At 67.6% G+C, this 15,406-nt stretch carries 17 protein-coding genes; 8 read left to right on the forward strand and 9 right to left on the reverse strand.

Annotated elements, in window-relative coordinates:
• The first annotated feature begins 22 nt into the window (after nucleotides 1–22).
• The 6 genes from AB0J87_RS37075 to AB0J87_RS37100 all read left to right on the forward strand — a co-directional run bounded on the left by AB0J87_RS37075 (nucleotide 23) and on the right by AB0J87_RS37100 (nucleotide 5,772).
• On the forward strand, nucleotides 23–394 hold the full coding sequence (locus AB0J87_RS37075; RefSeq protein WP_363973117.1) for a hypothetical protein: 372 nt from the start codon (nucleotides 23–25) through the stop codon (nucleotides 392–394).
• Nucleotides 395–642: 248 nt separating this feature from the next.
• Nucleotides 643–1,221 carry a hypothetical protein gene (locus AB0J87_RS37080; protein WP_363973120.1) on the forward strand — a complete coding sequence of 193 codons (579 nt, stop codon included), beginning with the start codon at nucleotides 643–645 and terminating at the stop codon, nucleotides 1,219–1,221.
• Nucleotides 1,222–1,298: 77 nt separating this feature from the next.
• Nucleotides 1,299–1,784: a hypothetical protein gene (locus AB0J87_RS37085; RefSeq protein WP_363973123.1), complete on the forward strand. Its 486-nt coding sequence runs from the start codon at nucleotides 1,299–1,301 to the stop codon at nucleotides 1,782–1,784.
• A gap of 162 nt (nucleotides 1,785–1,946) precedes the next feature.
• Nucleotides 1,947–3,233, forward strand: a complete 1,287-nt coding sequence (locus AB0J87_RS37090) for a hypothetical protein (RefSeq protein WP_363973126.1) — start codon at nucleotides 1,947–1,949, stop codon at nucleotides 3,231–3,233.
• 136 nt (nucleotides 3,234–3,369) lie between these two features.
• Entirely contained in the window at nucleotides 3,370–4,101 is a 732-nt protein-coding gene (locus AB0J87_RS37095; RefSeq protein WP_363973129.1) for a hypothetical protein, read from the forward strand.
• A gap of 708 nt (nucleotides 4,102–4,809) precedes the next feature.
• Nucleotides 4,810–5,772 carry a site-specific integrase gene (locus AB0J87_RS37100; protein WP_363973132.1) on the forward strand — a complete coding sequence of 321 codons (963 nt, stop codon included), beginning with the start codon at nucleotides 4,810–4,812 and terminating at the stop codon, nucleotides 5,770–5,772.
• Between the two features lie 655 nt (nucleotides 5,773–6,427).
• On the opposite strand, the gene AB0J87_RS37105 is transcribed toward AB0J87_RS37100, so the two are convergent.
• From AB0J87_RS37105 to AB0J87_RS37120, 4 genes are all read right to left on the reverse strand, one after another.
• Complete coding sequence (locus AB0J87_RS37105; RefSeq protein ID WP_363973135.1) at nucleotides 6,428–6,601, reverse strand: hypothetical protein; 174 nt, start codon at nucleotides 6,599–6,601, stop codon at nucleotides 6,428–6,430.
• Nucleotides 6,598–6,732 (reverse strand): hypothetical protein, encoded by a 135-nt coding sequence (locus AB0J87_RS37110; RefSeq protein WP_363973138.1) that lies wholly within the window; start codon nucleotides 6,730–6,732, stop codon nucleotides 6,598–6,600. The genes AB0J87_RS37105 and AB0J87_RS37110 overlap by 4 nt, the downstream gene beginning before the upstream one ends.
• Nucleotides 6,733–6,892: 160 nt before the next feature.
• The gene (locus AB0J87_RS37115) at nucleotides 6,893–7,018 is read right to left on the reverse strand and encodes a hypothetical protein (protein ID WP_363973141.1); all 126 of its coding nucleotides are present in this window, start codon (nucleotides 7,016–7,018) and stop codon (nucleotides 6,893–6,895) included.
• 335 nt (nucleotides 7,019–7,353) lie between these two features.
• Nucleotides 7,354–7,842, reverse strand: a complete 489-nt coding sequence (locus AB0J87_RS37120; protein ID WP_363973144.1) for an ATP-binding protein — start codon at nucleotides 7,840–7,842, stop codon at nucleotides 7,354–7,356.
• Between the two features lie 649 nt (nucleotides 7,843–8,491).
• On the opposite strand from AB0J87_RS37120, the gene AB0J87_RS37125 reads away from it, so the two are divergent.
• Nucleotides 8,492–9,310 carry a helix-turn-helix transcriptional regulator gene (locus AB0J87_RS37125; protein WP_363973147.1) on the forward strand — a complete coding sequence of 273 codons (819 nt, stop codon included), beginning with the start codon at nucleotides 8,492–8,494 and terminating at the stop codon, nucleotides 9,308–9,310.
• Nucleotides 9,301–9,513, forward strand: coding sequence for a DUF397 domain-containing protein (locus AB0J87_RS37130; protein WP_363973150.1), 213 nt, complete (start codon nucleotides 9,301–9,303; stop codon nucleotides 9,511–9,513). Before AB0J87_RS37125 ends, AB0J87_RS37130 begins: the two co-directional genes overlap by 10 nt.
• Nucleotides 9,514–10,047: 534 nt before the next feature.
• Here AB0J87_RS37130 and AB0J87_RS37135 read toward each other — a convergent pair.
• Genes AB0J87_RS37135 through AB0J87_RS37155 form a run of 5 tightly spaced genes read right to left on the reverse strand, consistent with a single transcriptional unit; the run spans nucleotide 10,048 to nucleotide 15,375 of the window.
• Nucleotides 10,048–10,569 (reverse strand): GNAT family N-acetyltransferase, encoded by a 522-nt coding sequence (locus tag AB0J87_RS37135; RefSeq protein ID WP_363973153.1) that lies wholly within the window; start codon nucleotides 10,567–10,569, stop codon nucleotides 10,048–10,050.
• On the reverse strand, nucleotides 10,559–12,016 hold the full coding sequence (locus tag AB0J87_RS37140) for an ATP-binding cassette domain-containing protein (RefSeq protein ID WP_363973156.1): 1,458 nt from the start codon (nucleotides 12,014–12,016) through the stop codon (nucleotides 10,559–10,561). Before AB0J87_RS37140 ends, AB0J87_RS37135 begins: the two co-directional genes overlap by 11 nt.
• Entirely contained in the window at nucleotides 12,003–12,761 is a 759-nt protein-coding gene (locus tag AB0J87_RS37145; protein ID WP_363973159.1) for an ABC transporter permease subunit, read from the reverse strand. The genes AB0J87_RS37140 and AB0J87_RS37145 overlap by 14 nt, the downstream gene beginning before the upstream one ends.
• Nucleotides 12,758–13,669 (reverse strand): ABC transporter permease, encoded by a 912-nt coding sequence (locus AB0J87_RS37150; RefSeq protein WP_363973162.1) that lies wholly within the window; start codon nucleotides 13,667–13,669, stop codon nucleotides 12,758–12,760. Before AB0J87_RS37150 ends, AB0J87_RS37145 begins: the two co-directional genes overlap by 4 nt.
• Nucleotides 13,666–15,375 carry an ABC transporter substrate-binding protein gene (locus AB0J87_RS37155; protein WP_363973165.1) on the reverse strand — a complete coding sequence of 570 codons (1,710 nt, stop codon included), beginning with the start codon at nucleotides 15,373–15,375 and terminating at the stop codon, nucleotides 13,666–13,668. The genes AB0J87_RS37150 and AB0J87_RS37155 overlap by 4 nt, the downstream gene beginning before the upstream one ends.
• Between the last annotated feature and the right edge of the window lie 31 nt (nucleotides 15,376–15,406).

Genomic DNA, 15,406 nt, shown 5'->3' on the forward strand with positions numbered 1-15,406 from the left:
ATTCGGGACCAAGGCGGTAGGAATGCTGGTTACGACCGGCGCGATCATGGCGGCGACACTCGTGAACGGGCCGGCCGCGTCGGCCACCCCGTCTCCGTGCTACGCGTACAACTCCTCCATCTCCAACCTGGACGGCGGCTACGGCGTGATGATGGGCTCCTACAACCTCAAGAAGGGGCCCTATGCGGACCGGTGCGGGAACGTGACCAGGCTCGGCAGGGGCCGGGTCATCTACTTCCACTGCTGGGTGCGGAACGGGCGCGGCAACCTCTGGGTCTATGGCCGGGTGAAGGGGACGGGGACATACGGCTGGATGTCCGTCGACAACTTCAGTTCCATCCGTCACTCGAACTACGAGACGTGCAGGCCGGACGCCGATCGCGACCACTCGTAGAAGAACTCCTTGGGAGAATCAAGAACCAGCGGCCATCACCTCCATCCTGGCGGCGGGTCTGCTCACCCCCGGACCAGGAATGCCTGGGCTTGCGGCAAGGCGGAAAGCGGCGCAGGTGCGCCTTCCCGACCGACGCCGCAACTTCGGCCTTGTCTCGAACCACTCGCTTTCATCGGCGAGTTGATGAGGTGACGGCGCGTCAGAGCCCTTTGTGCGAAGCGGGCCGAAATTGGATAGGGGAGAGACGAATGGTTGACACGCCGAAAGCAACGGCGCCCCTTCTCTCGCTGGTCTTGGCAGCAAGCCTCGCTGCCTGTTCATCAGACGGAGACCAGCGCGGGGCGGGAGCGGACGCCGGCCACAGGTCTTCGGAGACTGGCACCAGTGGAGATTTCACCCAGCAGAACATGATCATTACGGCGGTCTGCTCGCGGGGGTACGGCAGCGGCGGAGTCATCAACGTTGATGGCTGGAACCCGCAAAGCTGGAAGCACTTGGCGCATGCGGAGTTCCAGCTTCCGGACACGGCGATTGTCGAGTACGACAGATCCGAGCCCAACACCGCCGTGAGGCAACTGTGCGAGCCCGATGAGCTGCCCGCTGATGCCGAGGATGTGACAGCCATCAGATCGCTCTTCGACCAGGACTTCACGAAGATGGCCGTGGTCACCCAGGACCCGCAGACCGCGGCGACTCATGTCGGCTACGTCGATCGTGCGGGCAAGTTCACCGATCTGACCGGGAACGAGGACTTCGGCAACACTCCGCACGAGCAGAACGCGGCCTTCTCCCGGGACGGAGCGCGGTCTGGTTTACGTACGAGGTAACCGACCAGCCTGGGATCTCAACCAAGGGCCGGATCGCGAGCCGAGCGCTTGCCGGGGATCACAAGGCGGTCGACCAGTTGGAGGTCAGGACTGCCCAAGAGCTCCTCATGGTGGGGAGAACTCCGAGCAGGGCCGTGGTGGCCGGCAGCGCCTTCCTCTCGCCGGACGGCAAACGCCTTCTGGCGAGAGGGTACGTCCTGGACGTCCCGGCGGAGGGCCAAGGGGTGAGCCCGGACCTCGTGGAGAAGGGCAGATACATCTCTTGTGGTGGTGGCTGGCTCGACAACGACACGGTGCTGTGCAGCGCGGACGGCAGGTTCGCCGCGCTCGACATCGCCTCGGGGGCGAAGCCTGGAGCGCCCATACTCCCCAGCAACGACCACGACAACCACGCCATGGTGATCTCCCCCGACGGTCAGAGATTCGCGTTTCTCTCCCAGAAGGGGGCCGCGATGGATTACTACCTCTGCGACACCAAGCCGGGATCCACGCCCCAGAAGGTCGAGCGAACCGGGGAGTTCTCCGCGCTCGGCGACACTGCCGCATTCATCGAATGGCGCTGAAAGCGCGCGCCTCCGGCGGGGACCGTCACCATGATCAACCACGTCACCGTAGCCCGTACGTGGCAGTGGGCAATGGGTGAGAGCAACCGCGCCGGATCCGGAACCTTGCGGCGATCTCGGCAACCGAACCGACCCACGCGTTCTGCTGAATGGAGGATTGGTGTGAATCGGCCCAGGTGCGTACTCGTGGCGGTGGTGGCCGCCGGCCTTCTCACCTCCTGCGGAGGAGGGCCGGGAAGCGATGACTCGGGAGGGTCGCACGGGGCCCAGACCGGCACGGCTACGCCGTCCTCGTCCGCCTCGCCTGAACGTGTCGCGCCCAGAACACAGCTGTCGGTCCCCAGCCTCTATGACACCTCCCACGGCTGGGAGTCAGATCTGCCGGGGGACCAGCTCACCCTGCCGCACTCCGGGGCGGTCGCCGTCTTCCGGCAGGGCGGCAAGAACGACGGCACCTTCACCGTGCTCGATGTGACCAGCGGCAAAATCGTGTGGAAGGCCGAGCTGAAGGGCCCCGGCATGATGTCAGCGTTCTCGGTCACCGTGCAGGGAAAGGACTACCTGGTCGCCTCCGCATCCGGCTTTCAGGGCGCCGACGTGGTCAGCAAGGGCCGGCAGGTCACGACGGTCGACATCTTCCCTGCCCGTGCCGCTGGAGACGGCGTCAAGCCGGCTCACCATCTCGAACTGGACGGCGAGGGCGCGGTCAGCAACGGCGGTGGCGGACTGCTGGTGGAGCTGGACAACGACGTGGTGGCGACCGTGGATCCGGCCACCGGCGCGACGAAGACGTACGACCTGAAGAAGATGGAACCCCCAGCCAGCGAGTGCAAGCTGTGTTTCGCTTCGACCGAGGCCGTAGCGGTCACCCCTCGCGGGCCGCTGCTGGCCACCAACACCCGGCCCCGCCGCCACTACTGGGTGCCGGGAGCCTGGTCAGGCGGAACTCTCACCACCAGCAGCGATCACAAGCTCTTCATTACCCGGGTCAAGGACTCCCTCGTCGCACAGTGGCGCGACGAAGGTGCGCCCAACGACACGTGGGCCGTCCTGGACCCCGCCACGGGAAAGGTCCGCGCCAAGGTCGACTGCGCACCGGATCAGCGCGTGACGGCCGACGACTCCAAGGGAGCCTCCCTGTCCGCCGACGGACGCTATCTCGTCCGCAGCCACACGGCCTTCGACCTGGACAAAGGCACCGGCCACTGCTTCGAGGAGACCGACCAAGACAAGCCGGTCCATCTCACCGGCGTGACCGACGCCGGCGTCGCCTTCGGCATCGGCGCCTCGACCGCCGACCAGGCCGACCCGCGGGTCACCATCGACCTCGCCACAGGCCAGGTCCAGCTCGGCGACTACATCGTGGCTCCCTTCGGCGACTACTCCGGATACGGTCTGTTCTGGGACGACTCCACCAACACCATGGTCGCCTATCCGCACGCCAAGTGACCTCACGCGTAGGAGCCCGATCGCGCTCAGTGGTACAGCCTGCGCATGTCCCTGGATGCGCCGTAGCTGATGCTGGGCGAACCGGGAGAAGACCGGTACCTGTGTGAAGGCCGCTGCACACGCGAAGGAGCAGGCCGTGAACGAACTATTTGACGTCATCGCCACATGGTTCGACGGCCGTTCGACCACGAGCATGGTGGTGTGGGGGTGGCCCATGTTGGTGTGGGGCCGTGTCGGGAAGGTCGTGTTGTACTTCGCCGCGCTGTCCATCGTGTTGGACCTTCTCGACCCCCACAAGCTGCGGATGCGGGGCGGCGAATTGAAGGCTCGCGCTACCGGCGCTCTCGCCCGTGCCCGGCTCAGGCTGTCTCAAGTCGGCGTGGCCCGCCTTCATACGACTGTCAGGCAGCACTTCATCTCCGTAGGCGTGTATGAGCAGACGGGCCTGGCAGCCCGCATGTGGGCTGTACGTAGTAGTCCGGGCTACGTCCCCCGCGCGCTGGGCTGCTCGCTTGAGGAGTACGACGCCTTCCACCGGAGCGTCATCGCAGAGCTGCCCCGCGTCCACGCGGGGGACGACGGCAATCCATGCGACCGCGAGCACGACGATCTGTGCGCCGGACAGCATCATCACATTTCTCTGCGGATCGACGCGTTCCTGACGGAACACGTGCCCGCTGATCGGCAACGGTTCTTGAAAGGGGGCTGGAGCTGGCTGCTCGCCAAGGCAGCGTGGTGGGCTGTGAGGGGCGCTTTCGAGATGCTTCTCGGCGCGCTCCTGCATCGCACTCGGCCGCTGCATCTGTTCCGCTGGGCGGCGTTCGCCCTGGTGCTTGTCGGCGGACCGCTCGACATGCTCGCCGCATGACTACCGGTAAGGAAAATCAGCCTCATGCCCCGCCCTGCCCTACGTGCTGCGAACAAGTCCGGCAGAACTTCCGAGAACGGCCGGTGGGACTGTCGGTGGGCTCTGCCCGCCGACGTCTACGCCCTCGTCCGACTCCGCGGACTTGGCCGAGCAGACGTCGCTAATGCGCTCCTCGCGTCCGAGTTCGGGGCCAACCGGCCTGTCGAGGTCCCACAGGGCCATTACTCCTTCATAGGCCGAGCTGGTGAGCAGCAGGTCACGATCCTGCCACCGCACGGCCCGCACGGCCGGCCACGCGACCCGTGAATCCTCCCGCGGCGAGGTGCTGAGCTCTTCCAGGGGCCGGCGTGAGCCCGACATGCGCGGGCCCCGTCGTAGGTCTCCGTCGTGAGCCCGTCCAGCATCAGAGCCGGATGGCGACCCACCCGCCGAAGTCCTAAGTTCTACGGAGAAAGGATGCCCATCAGCCGGCTAGGCAGAATATGTCTCTCCATTGACCGGCTGATGAATTTGGCGATATTCGAGGTCGTCTGAGACGAGAGGGCTCTGCGCCCCGCCGGGGAGATCGAACTCCGCCCACTGGACGCTGTGGGAGATAATATAATCCTCGAGCGAATCGGCGCGAAGCAGAAACACCTTTTGGCCGGCTCGAAGGGGGCCGATCCTGGCGATCAGGTCAGCGAATTCGTCATCTGACGCCTCGCGGAGGTGAAGGGCGCCTATATCCTTCCAGCAAGACAGCCTGCTCCGGCGAAAGCTACGTCCATAACTCGGAGGCGAGAATCGCCTGGCGCATCGTCGTCGACCCAGTGGCGCAAGGACCACGCCAAGCACGCCGACCGGCTCAAGCGAGCTCGCGAAGGCAAGCGGGTCGACCCGGTCGCCGCCTACATCGGTGCTCCGCGTCCGTCGCCGGTGATGGTGTGGACGCCTGAACAGACGTCGGCGTTTCTCGCTTACGCCCGCCGGGATCGGCTGTTCGCGTTGTATCGGCTGATCGCGGTACGCGGCCTGCGGCGTGGTGAAGGGGTCGGGGTGCGGTGGCCGGACGTCATCTTCGAGCAGTCGCGGATCGGTGTGCATTGGCAGATCACCCAGCTCGGCTGGGCCGCGATCCAGGGCGCCCCGAAGACCGATGCCAGTGACCGTGAGATCGCGGTGGATGCCGAGACGATGGCTATCCTGAAAGGGCACAAGAAACGTCAGGCCCGGGAACGGCTGGCGGTCGGCGGGGACTGGGCCGAGTCCGGATTCGTGTTCACCGATGAGCTGGGCCGGCCGCTGCACCCACAGCACGTCACTGACCGCTTCTACTGGCTGTGCTATGAACCCGGTCTGCCGCCGATCCGGTTGCATGACCTGCGCCACGGAGCGGCCACCGCCATGCTCGCCGCCGGGGTGGACATCCAGATTGTGCAGGAGACGCTCGGGCACACCTCGTCGGCGTTCACTCGCGACACCTACACCAGCGTCTACCCCGAGGCCGCCGCTGCGGCAGCAGAAGCGACCGCCGCACTGCTCGCCGCCCAACCTTCCCCGGCACCACCGTCGGCCTTGCCGGGACGCCGCACCGCCCGGCCCCGAACAGACCACAAGCCGACGGCGAACGACACGTCTAGAGAGATTGGCGGCTCGTTGATCCACCTGCCGCCTGCAAGGCGGCCACAGTGACGTCCGAGAGGGGCACGTTGACCTTCGGGTAGTAGACGTGGTCGGGGAGACAGGTCGGCCGTGGTTCGCTCGGCCGACCTGCTTCCGTGATCTTCCACTCCTGGCCTCCCCGTGGGGAGGAGCCCTGTGGGTAAGGAAGGGATGATGCGGCCCCAGGGATGTGGGGCATCCGCGTCTTACCCGCAGGGACCCGAGCCCGACAGCAGCACACGCAAACAAAAGAGGGGGCGCTGCTGCCGGACGTCTTTTGGACGGCCCGCCGTGTTGCGTCGCGTCGCCGGGGTCCGGCCGCGGCTATCTCAGGAGGCGAGGGATCGCCTTTCGGTGACGTTCCGGCGAACGGCGGGTCGTGATGATCGTCGCCGAGGGAGGTGGCTGACCGGGGCCTTTGAGGAATGGGGCTGCCACTGGTCTCGAGGATGTGGCGAGCGCGACTGCGCCACCGCTCAGTGTTAGCCCAAGAAACGTCATGGGATGCTGCCACCCACATGCGTTCGACCCCTTTGAGAGGTGACCGTGGATGCCGGAGGCCATCGCGACAGGCACGCAGACGACCCGAAGGGACGCAACCCCGCCGCTGACGGGCATCCTTGGGGTTGCCGGGCGTCGGCATTGGGCGTCCACGTGAGCGTCGGTTGTGTCGCACTGACCGTGGTTATGCGGTGCCCGCTGGTGTGGTGGCCAGGACGTGGCAGATGCGTTTGGCGGCTGTGGCGGGGTCGGTGACGTCGTTGATCGGTTCGGGCCATGACCACCAAAACAGCCATTGGTCGTCCATGGGTGCGGCGGAGATGATCTCCGACAGGGTGGTGGCTTGGGGGTTGATCACTCGTAGCACGGTAGCCGTTCGTCCGGGGTGAGCAGGCGGGCGTGCAGGCCGAGATCGTGCAGTAGTTCCTGCAGGTTGGTGAGGTGGGTGACGGCTTGCGCGGCTATGGCGGGGGTAACAGGCTCGGGCATGGCTGGCTCCAAAGGATAGACAGGTGGTGGGGAGAGGGACGGCCTGCTCTTCACGAAGCAGGCGGGTGCGGCGGCTGGGGGTGTTCCGGCTGGGCCTGGTTGCGGCTGGCGGCTCGCCGGGCGTGGTAGATCGCCCGCAGAGCGGCGGAGAGGTAGCCGATCAGCAGGGCATGACCAGGACCCGAGACACCGGCTTGGTCATGCTGGCAGGGGCCAGCAAGGCGAAGACGATGTCGCCGGCGGTCAGCAACACAGCCAAGACGATGATCGTCTTCTGGCGAGACATGACGAGACTCCATTGGTGAGGAAACTGCGGGGCGGCTGCTGGAGTTGCGGGAGGTCGCGGTCGAACCGCGAGCGGGATGAGCAGTCGGCAGGAGATGCCAGCGGGGTCAGTGCGGAGCAGCCGCATGGCAGTCGGCCCGAGGTCGCGCCTCGCGACGACCAGATCACTGCGTCCGGTCGGCGCCGGGACCGGCAGTGACCCAGGCGACGAAACCTGCGGGGAAGGCACCGGGACAAGCAGGACCAGGTGGTGGCGCTGTACAGCACTGCTCCGGTTCTTCGGTGACAGCAAGCATCCAGGGCGGGATGGACGGTGATGGGCCCCGGAGTAGCCGGTTAGACGGAGGCGCGGAAGAGTTCCTCGAGCTCTGCCGGGGTAGGGCTGAGGTCGAGATGGCACCACACGACACGGTGCCCGCTCGCGGGCAGCTGGTGGCTTCCCCACCGCCCGCGCGACAGGCGGTCCACGATCGCCAGCCCCCGCCCCCGCATCGCGTACAGGTTCGATGTCTGCATCGGGATGCACGAGGGTGTCGAACAGGCCGACCCAGGATCGGTCACCCCCAACCGCAGGAAATCACGCCCCTGGGACAGTTTGACCTCGATCCCGTCGGGGTCGCTGCCGGGGCCGATTTCGAGAGCAGCATGCTTGACGGCGTTGGTAACCAACTCGGATGCCACCAAGACCAAGATCTCCCGGGCTGGATGCTCGGAGCCTGCCCAGGCAGTGACCGCCTCCCGTGCCAGATACGGCGCCCGCTCATCGCGCGCCAGTTGGATAACGCCGAGTTTCTGACATTCGGTCAGTACGGGTATGTAGATCACCTGATTTGCCTCGCTACTTCTCGATCACCAGCTGTGTCCTTCATGAAACGAATGTGAGCATCGTTATCGCCGGCCTTCGCCCACGCTTGAGGCGGAGATTTGGCGCTTGAAACGTGGTGCTCACCAAAGCTGTGCGGGTGGTTCCGGAGCGCCTGCCGCGTGCCACAACGCGTCTGGGTTCTGGACTATCGTGAGCTCGATACCGACAGAGGTGGCTCATGGCCTCAGCATCGGCGGCGGCGTGGTCAGAAGCATGGGCGATCAGTTCGTGGATGGGCCCTCGAGGCAGGCCGATGATGTCGTGGTTCGCATCGGTCCGAACGGCGGCGACCTGACTGGCCTGACACAGGGCCAGGCCATTGCCCGGCCATTCGCCGGACCCTATATCTGCCGGACATGAATGCGAATTCACGTAAGCCGCCACCCTGCCGCTTTTGTTCACTTTGTGGCAGTTGTATGCCACGCCGCCTCCGAGATCATCTGTGGGATAGAGGCTTCAGAACCTCTTGACTCCCAGTGATATCTCCATAGCTTTGCGTCTCGGCAGTAATTTGTGGGACAGTTTTCACCGCCATTCATCCGACAGGTTGTCGCATTCCTGGGTGTGGGATGCGCGGTTGGTGTGGCAACAGTCATGCGGAGGTGGAGTATGCCCGCGGCACGCAAACTTGATCCGAACGCGAGCAGGACGGCGGCCTTCGGCGCTGAACTGCGGCGCATGCGTGAAGAGGCACGGCTCACCCAAGCAGAGCTCGGCCGCCGCGCCGGATACTCATCCAGTCAGATAGGAGCGGTCGAGGTCGGCAAACGCTCGCCCACCGAACAGTTCCTCAGCGAGTGCGAGAAAGCACTCGGTTCCGGGCTGCGCGAGGTGTGGGCATCGCTTTCACACCATCGCGACACGGCTCCCACCTGGTTCGCCCCCTGGCTCCAGGAGGAAGAACAGGCCCAGTCCCTGCGCACCTGGCAGCCCCTGGTGGTCCCGGGGCTGCTGCAGACAGCCGACTACGCCCGCGCCTTGCTGGAAAGCGAGTCCGGTTACGACACTGAACGCATCGATGCCCTCGTTGCCACCCGCCTGGCCAGGCAGAAGATCCTGACCCGCACCCACCCCCCTCGCTACCTGGTGGTGCTGGACGAAGGGGTGCTCAGCCGGCCCATCGGCGGCCCCGGAGTCATGCGGGAGCAACTGGAGCGATTGCTGGAAGCAGCGCGAGTCCCGCACATCACCGTGCAGATCTGTCCACTGGGCGCCAACCCCGGCTTGAGCGGAGGTATCGTCATCGCGCAAGCGCCCAACGGCGTCCGTCACACGGTCTATCTGGAGACCGCAGCCGAGCCCGTCGTGACGAGCTACGCCGAGGTGGTTGAGCTGGTTACCATGAAGCTGGACGCCATCAGGGCGGATGCTCTCCCTCAGAGGGCGTCGGTCGAATTCATCAGGAAGATGGTGGAGAAATGGACCTGACGGCCGAGCTGGAGACGGCGGCCTGGCGCAAGGCGACACGCTCGACCGGAAACGGCGGAGACTGCCTCGAAGTCGCACCATTGTCCGGCGGCCGTGTCGGCATTCGTGACACCGAAGCGCCTGACCAGGCTCCCTTCGTCGTTCGGCCCGAGGTATGGGCCGCGTTCATCGACGGTGCGAAAAAGGGCGAGTTCGACTTCTGACCCCCTACCGACGCTGGCGAAGAAGGGGCCTCGGCTAGGTGCCGAGGCCTCCTCTCGTGCCTGAACCACTCGACCGGAACGGCCTATGACCGTTTCAACCAATCCTGCGGTGGATACTGTCGGGCACGAGGTACATGCTGAGCATCGACATGGGCGTGCTTGGCCGCGGCGCGGTAGCCGTCGCCGCTCAGGCTGCACACCGTGACACGTGTGCAATCAGCCGAACGCGACCACAAGAACATCCTGTCCTGGAACGTGTACGACAAGGCAGCCATTTGCCGCGCCCGACGCGCCCGACCTGCTGGTCGACGACATTCGCGGCTTCTTCCGCCAGCTCCGCTGACCCCGGTCGGCCAGGTGCGGGTGGCGAGCATCCGCCACCCGTACCCCTGATCTGAACCTTCGGGAGTTGCCGCACGGCTATTCAGGCGGATGCGCAGAGCAACGCCGGGAGTCGGTGGCGGCCTATCGCCAGGTTCTGGTCAGGGGGTGCCGGATCGCGATCCGTACCAGAGGCGGCTCCAGGGCACGGGCTCAAAGCGGGACTTCGAAGTGGACGGTCTGGAAGCGGGACGGATCGCCGTCCCGGTCGTCGTGGATCGGGACGGCGACCGACCTCCAGAAGGGCTCGGCGCCCTCGACGCGGGTATCGGTGTGCAGGTAGAGGTGGGTGTAGCCGGGAGCGGATGCGACGTATGCGCATGCTCGCTTCACTAGCTCGCGGGCAAGGCCCTGGCGGCGGTGCGCCGGTCGTATGTAGACCCGGAACAGTTGGGCGGTGCTGCCGGAGGGGTACTGCTCGGCGAGCCACGCCGGATGCGGAGGGCTCTTCGGTCCCACGGCCCGCACTCCGGTCGTGCCCACCACCTCGTCGCCGTGGACGGCGACGAACAGCGCGTGCCGGGGTGTGCGGAGGTAGGTGCCTTCCAGGTCGATCACGTCCTGGTGCCACTCCGGGAGGTAGCCGTAGCCGAATTCCCGGTAGAAGGTGTCGAGCATGAGGCTGCGGGCGCCATCCAGGTCTCCGGGGCGGGCGGGGCGGATGTCATAGGGCATGGGAGGACTCCTCGGTCAGGCCGGTGAGGGCACGGGTGACGGGGTGGGACGGGTGGCGGAGCACCTGATCGGCCGGGCCGTGCTCGATCAGGCGCCCCTCGTGGATGACCGCGACCCGGTCGGCGATCCGGGCGGCCAGGGGGAGGTCGTGGCTGATGACGATCAGGGTCAGGTCGAGGCCGGTGAGCAGGTTGAGGACCTCCGCCTGAGTAATGGGGTCCAGTCCGGAGGTGATCTCGTCGCAGATCAGCACGTCGGGGTGGGCGAGCAGAGCGCGGGCCAGAGCGGCGCGCTGGAGTTCGCCCCCGGACAGTCCGTCCGGGCGTCGCTGCGCGGTCTCCCGGCCCAGCCCGAGTGAGGCCAGGGTCTCGAAGGCTTCCCCGCGTGCGGCGGGGGAGGCCAGGCCGCGCAGCCGTACAGCGGTTCTGGCGACCTGCTCCACGACGGCACGCCGGGGGTCGAACGAGGCCCGGGCGTCCTGGAAGACGTACTGTACGCGGGCCAGGTCGGCGCGGCTGCGTCGACGGGACGACCGTGGCAGGGGGTGGTCGACCAGCTGTACGGAGCCGGAGGTCCAGGGGCGCAGGCCGGCGACGCAGCGGGCGAGCGTTGTCTTTCCGCTGCCCGAGCGGCCGACGATGGCCAGACGCTCGCCGCGGGTGACGTCGAGGTCTACCTCGCGCAGAATCTCGGTGCCGAGACCTGCGATTTCCAGCACAGGGAGCGGTTCCATGCGGGTCTTCGACATCTCGGCTCGCGCGGTGATCAGCGCCTTGGCGTACTCGCTGCGCGGGGCGTCCAGTACGGCGGGCCCGGACTCCACGATCCGCCCGTCCTTGAGCACGACGACCTGGTCGGCCAGCTCCCGCACCAGGCCGAGGTCGTGGCTGAGCAGGACGACGGCGACGCCCAGCCCGGACAACTCGGCGGCGACCTCGGCCCGGGTGATGGCGTCCTGGCCGGTGGTGGGTTCGTCGGCGACGATCACGGACGGGTCGGCCAGCAGTGCGTGCGCCAGGACGAGCCGCTGCTGCTGGCCGCCGGACAGCTGGTGCGGGAAGCGCCGCAGGAAGTCCCGGTCGTTGGGGAGGCGTGCCTTGCGCAGGGCTTCGGAGACGCCGGTGCCGTGCCGTGCCGCGATCTGCCGGAGGACCGACCCGATGCGCAGCACCGGGTTGAGGACGGCGGAGGGGTGCTGCGGGATGAACCCGACGGTCCCGGGCGGCGGGGGCTGCCCGGGTGCGACCTGGTGTCCGGCCACGACGACCCGGCCGGTGACGTGGGCGCCGGGTGGGTGCTCGCCGAGCAGCGCGAGCGCCGTGGTCGTCTTGCCGCTGCCGGAGGCGCCGACCAGGGCCAGCGTCTTCGTCGCGGGCAGGGTGAAGCTGATCCTGTCCACCAGGGTCCGTCCGGGGACGGCGACTGCCAGATCGTCAACTGTGATCATGAAGTGCCTTCTTCAGGGTGCGATCCACGGTGAGGTTCAGCCCGACGGCGAGCATGACGATCAGCAAGGCGGGGGCGAGGACCGCCCACGGGTTGAGGAAGAGCCCGCCTCGGTTGCGGTCGACCATCACCGCCCAGTCGCCGGCGTCCGGCGACACCCCGACTCCAAGGAAGCTCGCGGCGGCGATGAGGTACAGCGACCCGGTCAGCCGGGTGCCGGCGTCGGTGGCGAGCACGCGGGACATGGAACGCGCGACGTACCCGACGGTGATCCGCCACCAGCTCTCACCCTGCAGCCGCATGGCCTCCACGGCCGGCCGGGCGCCGATCTCCAGCGCGCAGGCGCGTACCAGACGGGCGATGTCGGGCAGGTGGACGAGCATGACGATCCAGACGAGCGCTCCGCCGGGGGCCAGGGTCGCCACCACCAGGAGCAGCAGCAGGGAAGGCACCGCCATGAGCACGTCGAGCGGCCGCATCAGGAACTCGTCGACCATCCGCGGTCCGGTTGCCGCGGCCAGGCCCCACACGGTGCCCAGCAGGTAGGCCCCTGCGGTGGCGAGGACGGCCGTCAGCACGAGGGCTCGCCCGCCCAGGAGCACCTGGTGCCACACGTCGCGTCCGGCGAAGTCGGTGCCGAGCAGACCCGGGTCGGCGAAAGAGGCGGCACGGACCAACTCGTCCGGAATGAACCACGGCCCCGCGAGGGCGATGGCCAGGGGTACGGCAAGCAGGAGGAGTCTCATGCGCGTGGCGCCAATCGGAAGGCTGCGACGTCGGCGAGTAGGTTCACCAGGACGGTCGTGGCGGCGAACAGGAGCGCGATCCCTTGCAGAACCGGGAGGTCTCGCTGGCCGACCGCGTCGGCCAGGGTGCTGCCCAGGCCGGGGACCACGAAGACGGCCTCCACCACGATGACGCCGCCGAGCAGCCAGTCGACGGTGCGGGCCAGGTGCTGTACGGCGGGAGCGAGCGCGTTCGGCAGCGCGTGCGCGAACCAGCCGAGGCCCAGGCGTCGTGCATGCTTCACGTACGGGGATGCCAGCACGTCGATCATCGCGGAGCGGACCAGCCGCCCGGTGGAGCAGACGGGCCGGACCAGCAGCACCGCTACGGGCAGCACCAGGGCGGCGGCGGTGAGCCCGCCGAGCCCGGTCGGCGGCAGCCACGCCAGCGTCACGCCGAAGATCGCCACCAGCACGATGGCCAGCGCGAACTCCGGGACCGCATAGAGCGCGGTGCTCAAAGCGGTCAGCGCCCGGTCGAGCCGGCTTCCCTCACGCAGCGCGGCGGCCACCCCGAGCAGGACCGACAGCGGGACCAGGAGCAGCACGGTGAGCCCGGCCAGCATCGCGGTGGGGGCCAGCGCGTCCAGCATGATCTCGGTGACCGGTCGGCCGGAGACGAGTGAGGCACCGAAGTCGCCCTGCACCAGACTGGAGGCCCACGTCGCGAAGCGTTCCGCGAGGGGGCGGTCCAGGCCGAGCCCGGCACGGATCTGCGCGATCCGCGCCGGATCCGGCTGATCGCCCGCCAACACCACCGCGGCGTCGCCGGGCAGCGCCTCCACCATCAGGAACACCAGGCAGGCGACTCCGGCGACCTGCAGGGCGCCCACGGCCAGCCGCCGCGCGGCGTAGCGGGTCAGGTTCAAGCCAGCTTCACCTTGTCGAAGCGGGCCCAGTCCAGGGTGTTCGCGGGCGCGTTCTGCACCCCGCTCACCTTCGGCGAGGTCGCGACGATCCAGTCGGCGAAGCCCCACACCAGCAGCCCGCCATCAGCGTGCAGCAACTGCTGCATCTTCAGGTAGGCGGCCTCCCTATCGCTGGGGTTCCGCGCCGAGACGGCCGTCTCGTAGAGCGCGTCGAACTCCGGCCGCGCCCACTTGGTGGCGTTGGTCGTCGAGCCGGACAGCAGCCGCTGCGCGATGTGGGTCTCGATCGGCATGGCCCCGGAGCGGAAGCTGGCGATGGACCCCTTGGTGAGGATGTCCGACCAGTACGTGTCCTTGCTTCCGTTGACGATGGTGGCCTTCAGCCCGGCGGCGCGCAGCTGGTCGGCGAAGACCGTGGCCGCCTCGACGAAGCCGGCCGCGGCGGTGGAGGTGGTCAGCTCGATGGTGAGCCCGTTCGCTCCGGCCTTCTTGATCAGCGACTTCGCCCGGTCGAGGTCGAGCGCGCGCTGCGGAATGCTCTCGGCGTAATGCAGGTAGCCCTTGCCGAACAGGTCGTTGCCGATCTGCCCGGCCCCCGGCATGACGGTGTCGACCAGCTGCTGCCGGTCCGTGAGCAGGAACAGCGCTTCCCGCAGGTCCCGGTCGTCGAACGGGGCACGGTCCACTTTCATGGCGAACGCGTGCATCGCGCTGTTGGGGGCGCGGGTGATCGTGATGCGTCCCTCGTGCTGGCGGGCGGAGGCTGGCGTGAGGTCGTGCGCGTACTCGACCTGCCCGCCCAGCAGCGCGTTGACCCGCGCCGACTCCTCGTTGGCGATGAGGAACTCCAGCTCCTCGATGTACGGCGCGCCCTCCCAGTAGTTCGGGTTGCGCTTGAGCAGCACGGAGCTGCCCGGCTTCCAGGACACGAAGGAGAACGGGCCCGAGCCCACCGGCTTGCTGAAGTCCGTGCTCCCCTCGGGGATGATGTAGGCGCCGAACGCGGCCAGCGCATTGGGGAACTCGGCGAACGGCCGCTTGAGCCGGAACTCGACCGTCCGGTCGTCGACCGCCCGGCTGTTCGGCAGGTCGATGAGCGCGAGGCTGGACTTGGCGCGGAAGGTCTTTTTCGGATCCGTGATCCGGGCGTAACTGGCCAGGACGTCCTGGGCGCGCACTGGCCGCCCGTCGTGGAACTGCGCCTGTCGCAGGGTGATCCGCCAGAGGGTGAAGTCGGCGTTGGGCTCCCACTTCTCGGCCAGGCGGGGCTGCGGTGAGACATCGGGGCCGAGGTCGGCGAGCTTGTCGTAGAGGGCCTTGGCGCGCGCCGCCTCGTTGAACAGGTTGGCCAGGTGCGGGTCCAGCACCTCGGTGGCGCCGCCGCCGGCGAACACGGCACGCAGCCGCCCGCCGGAGCCGCCGGAGGAGGCGGTCCCGGTGCCGCATCCGGCGAGCAGGGCGGCTCCGGCGGTCAGGCCGAGGAAGCCGCGGCGGCTGAGATGGTCACGCATGAGTGAGGGTCCTTTGCGAGTGTCGGTGGACATGGGCGGGCCGTCGTGCGGCTCCACCCGGTGTCCTGGCTGGTTGAACAGGTCGAGGACTCGAACGCGGCAACGGGCCAGGACGTAGGTGAAGAGGTACTGCCACGCGGAGTGCTGCTCCAGCGGGCCGCCACCGGGACAGCTCCAGGTACGACGGCGTCGCACGAGGCAAGCGTCTTGACGATGGTGTGGGTGA

This window comes from Nonomuraea sp. NPDC049625, from assembly GCF_040675285.1.
GTDB lineage: Bacteria > Actinomycetota > Actinomycetes > Streptosporangiales > Streptosporangiaceae > Nonomuraea > Nonomuraea angiospora_A.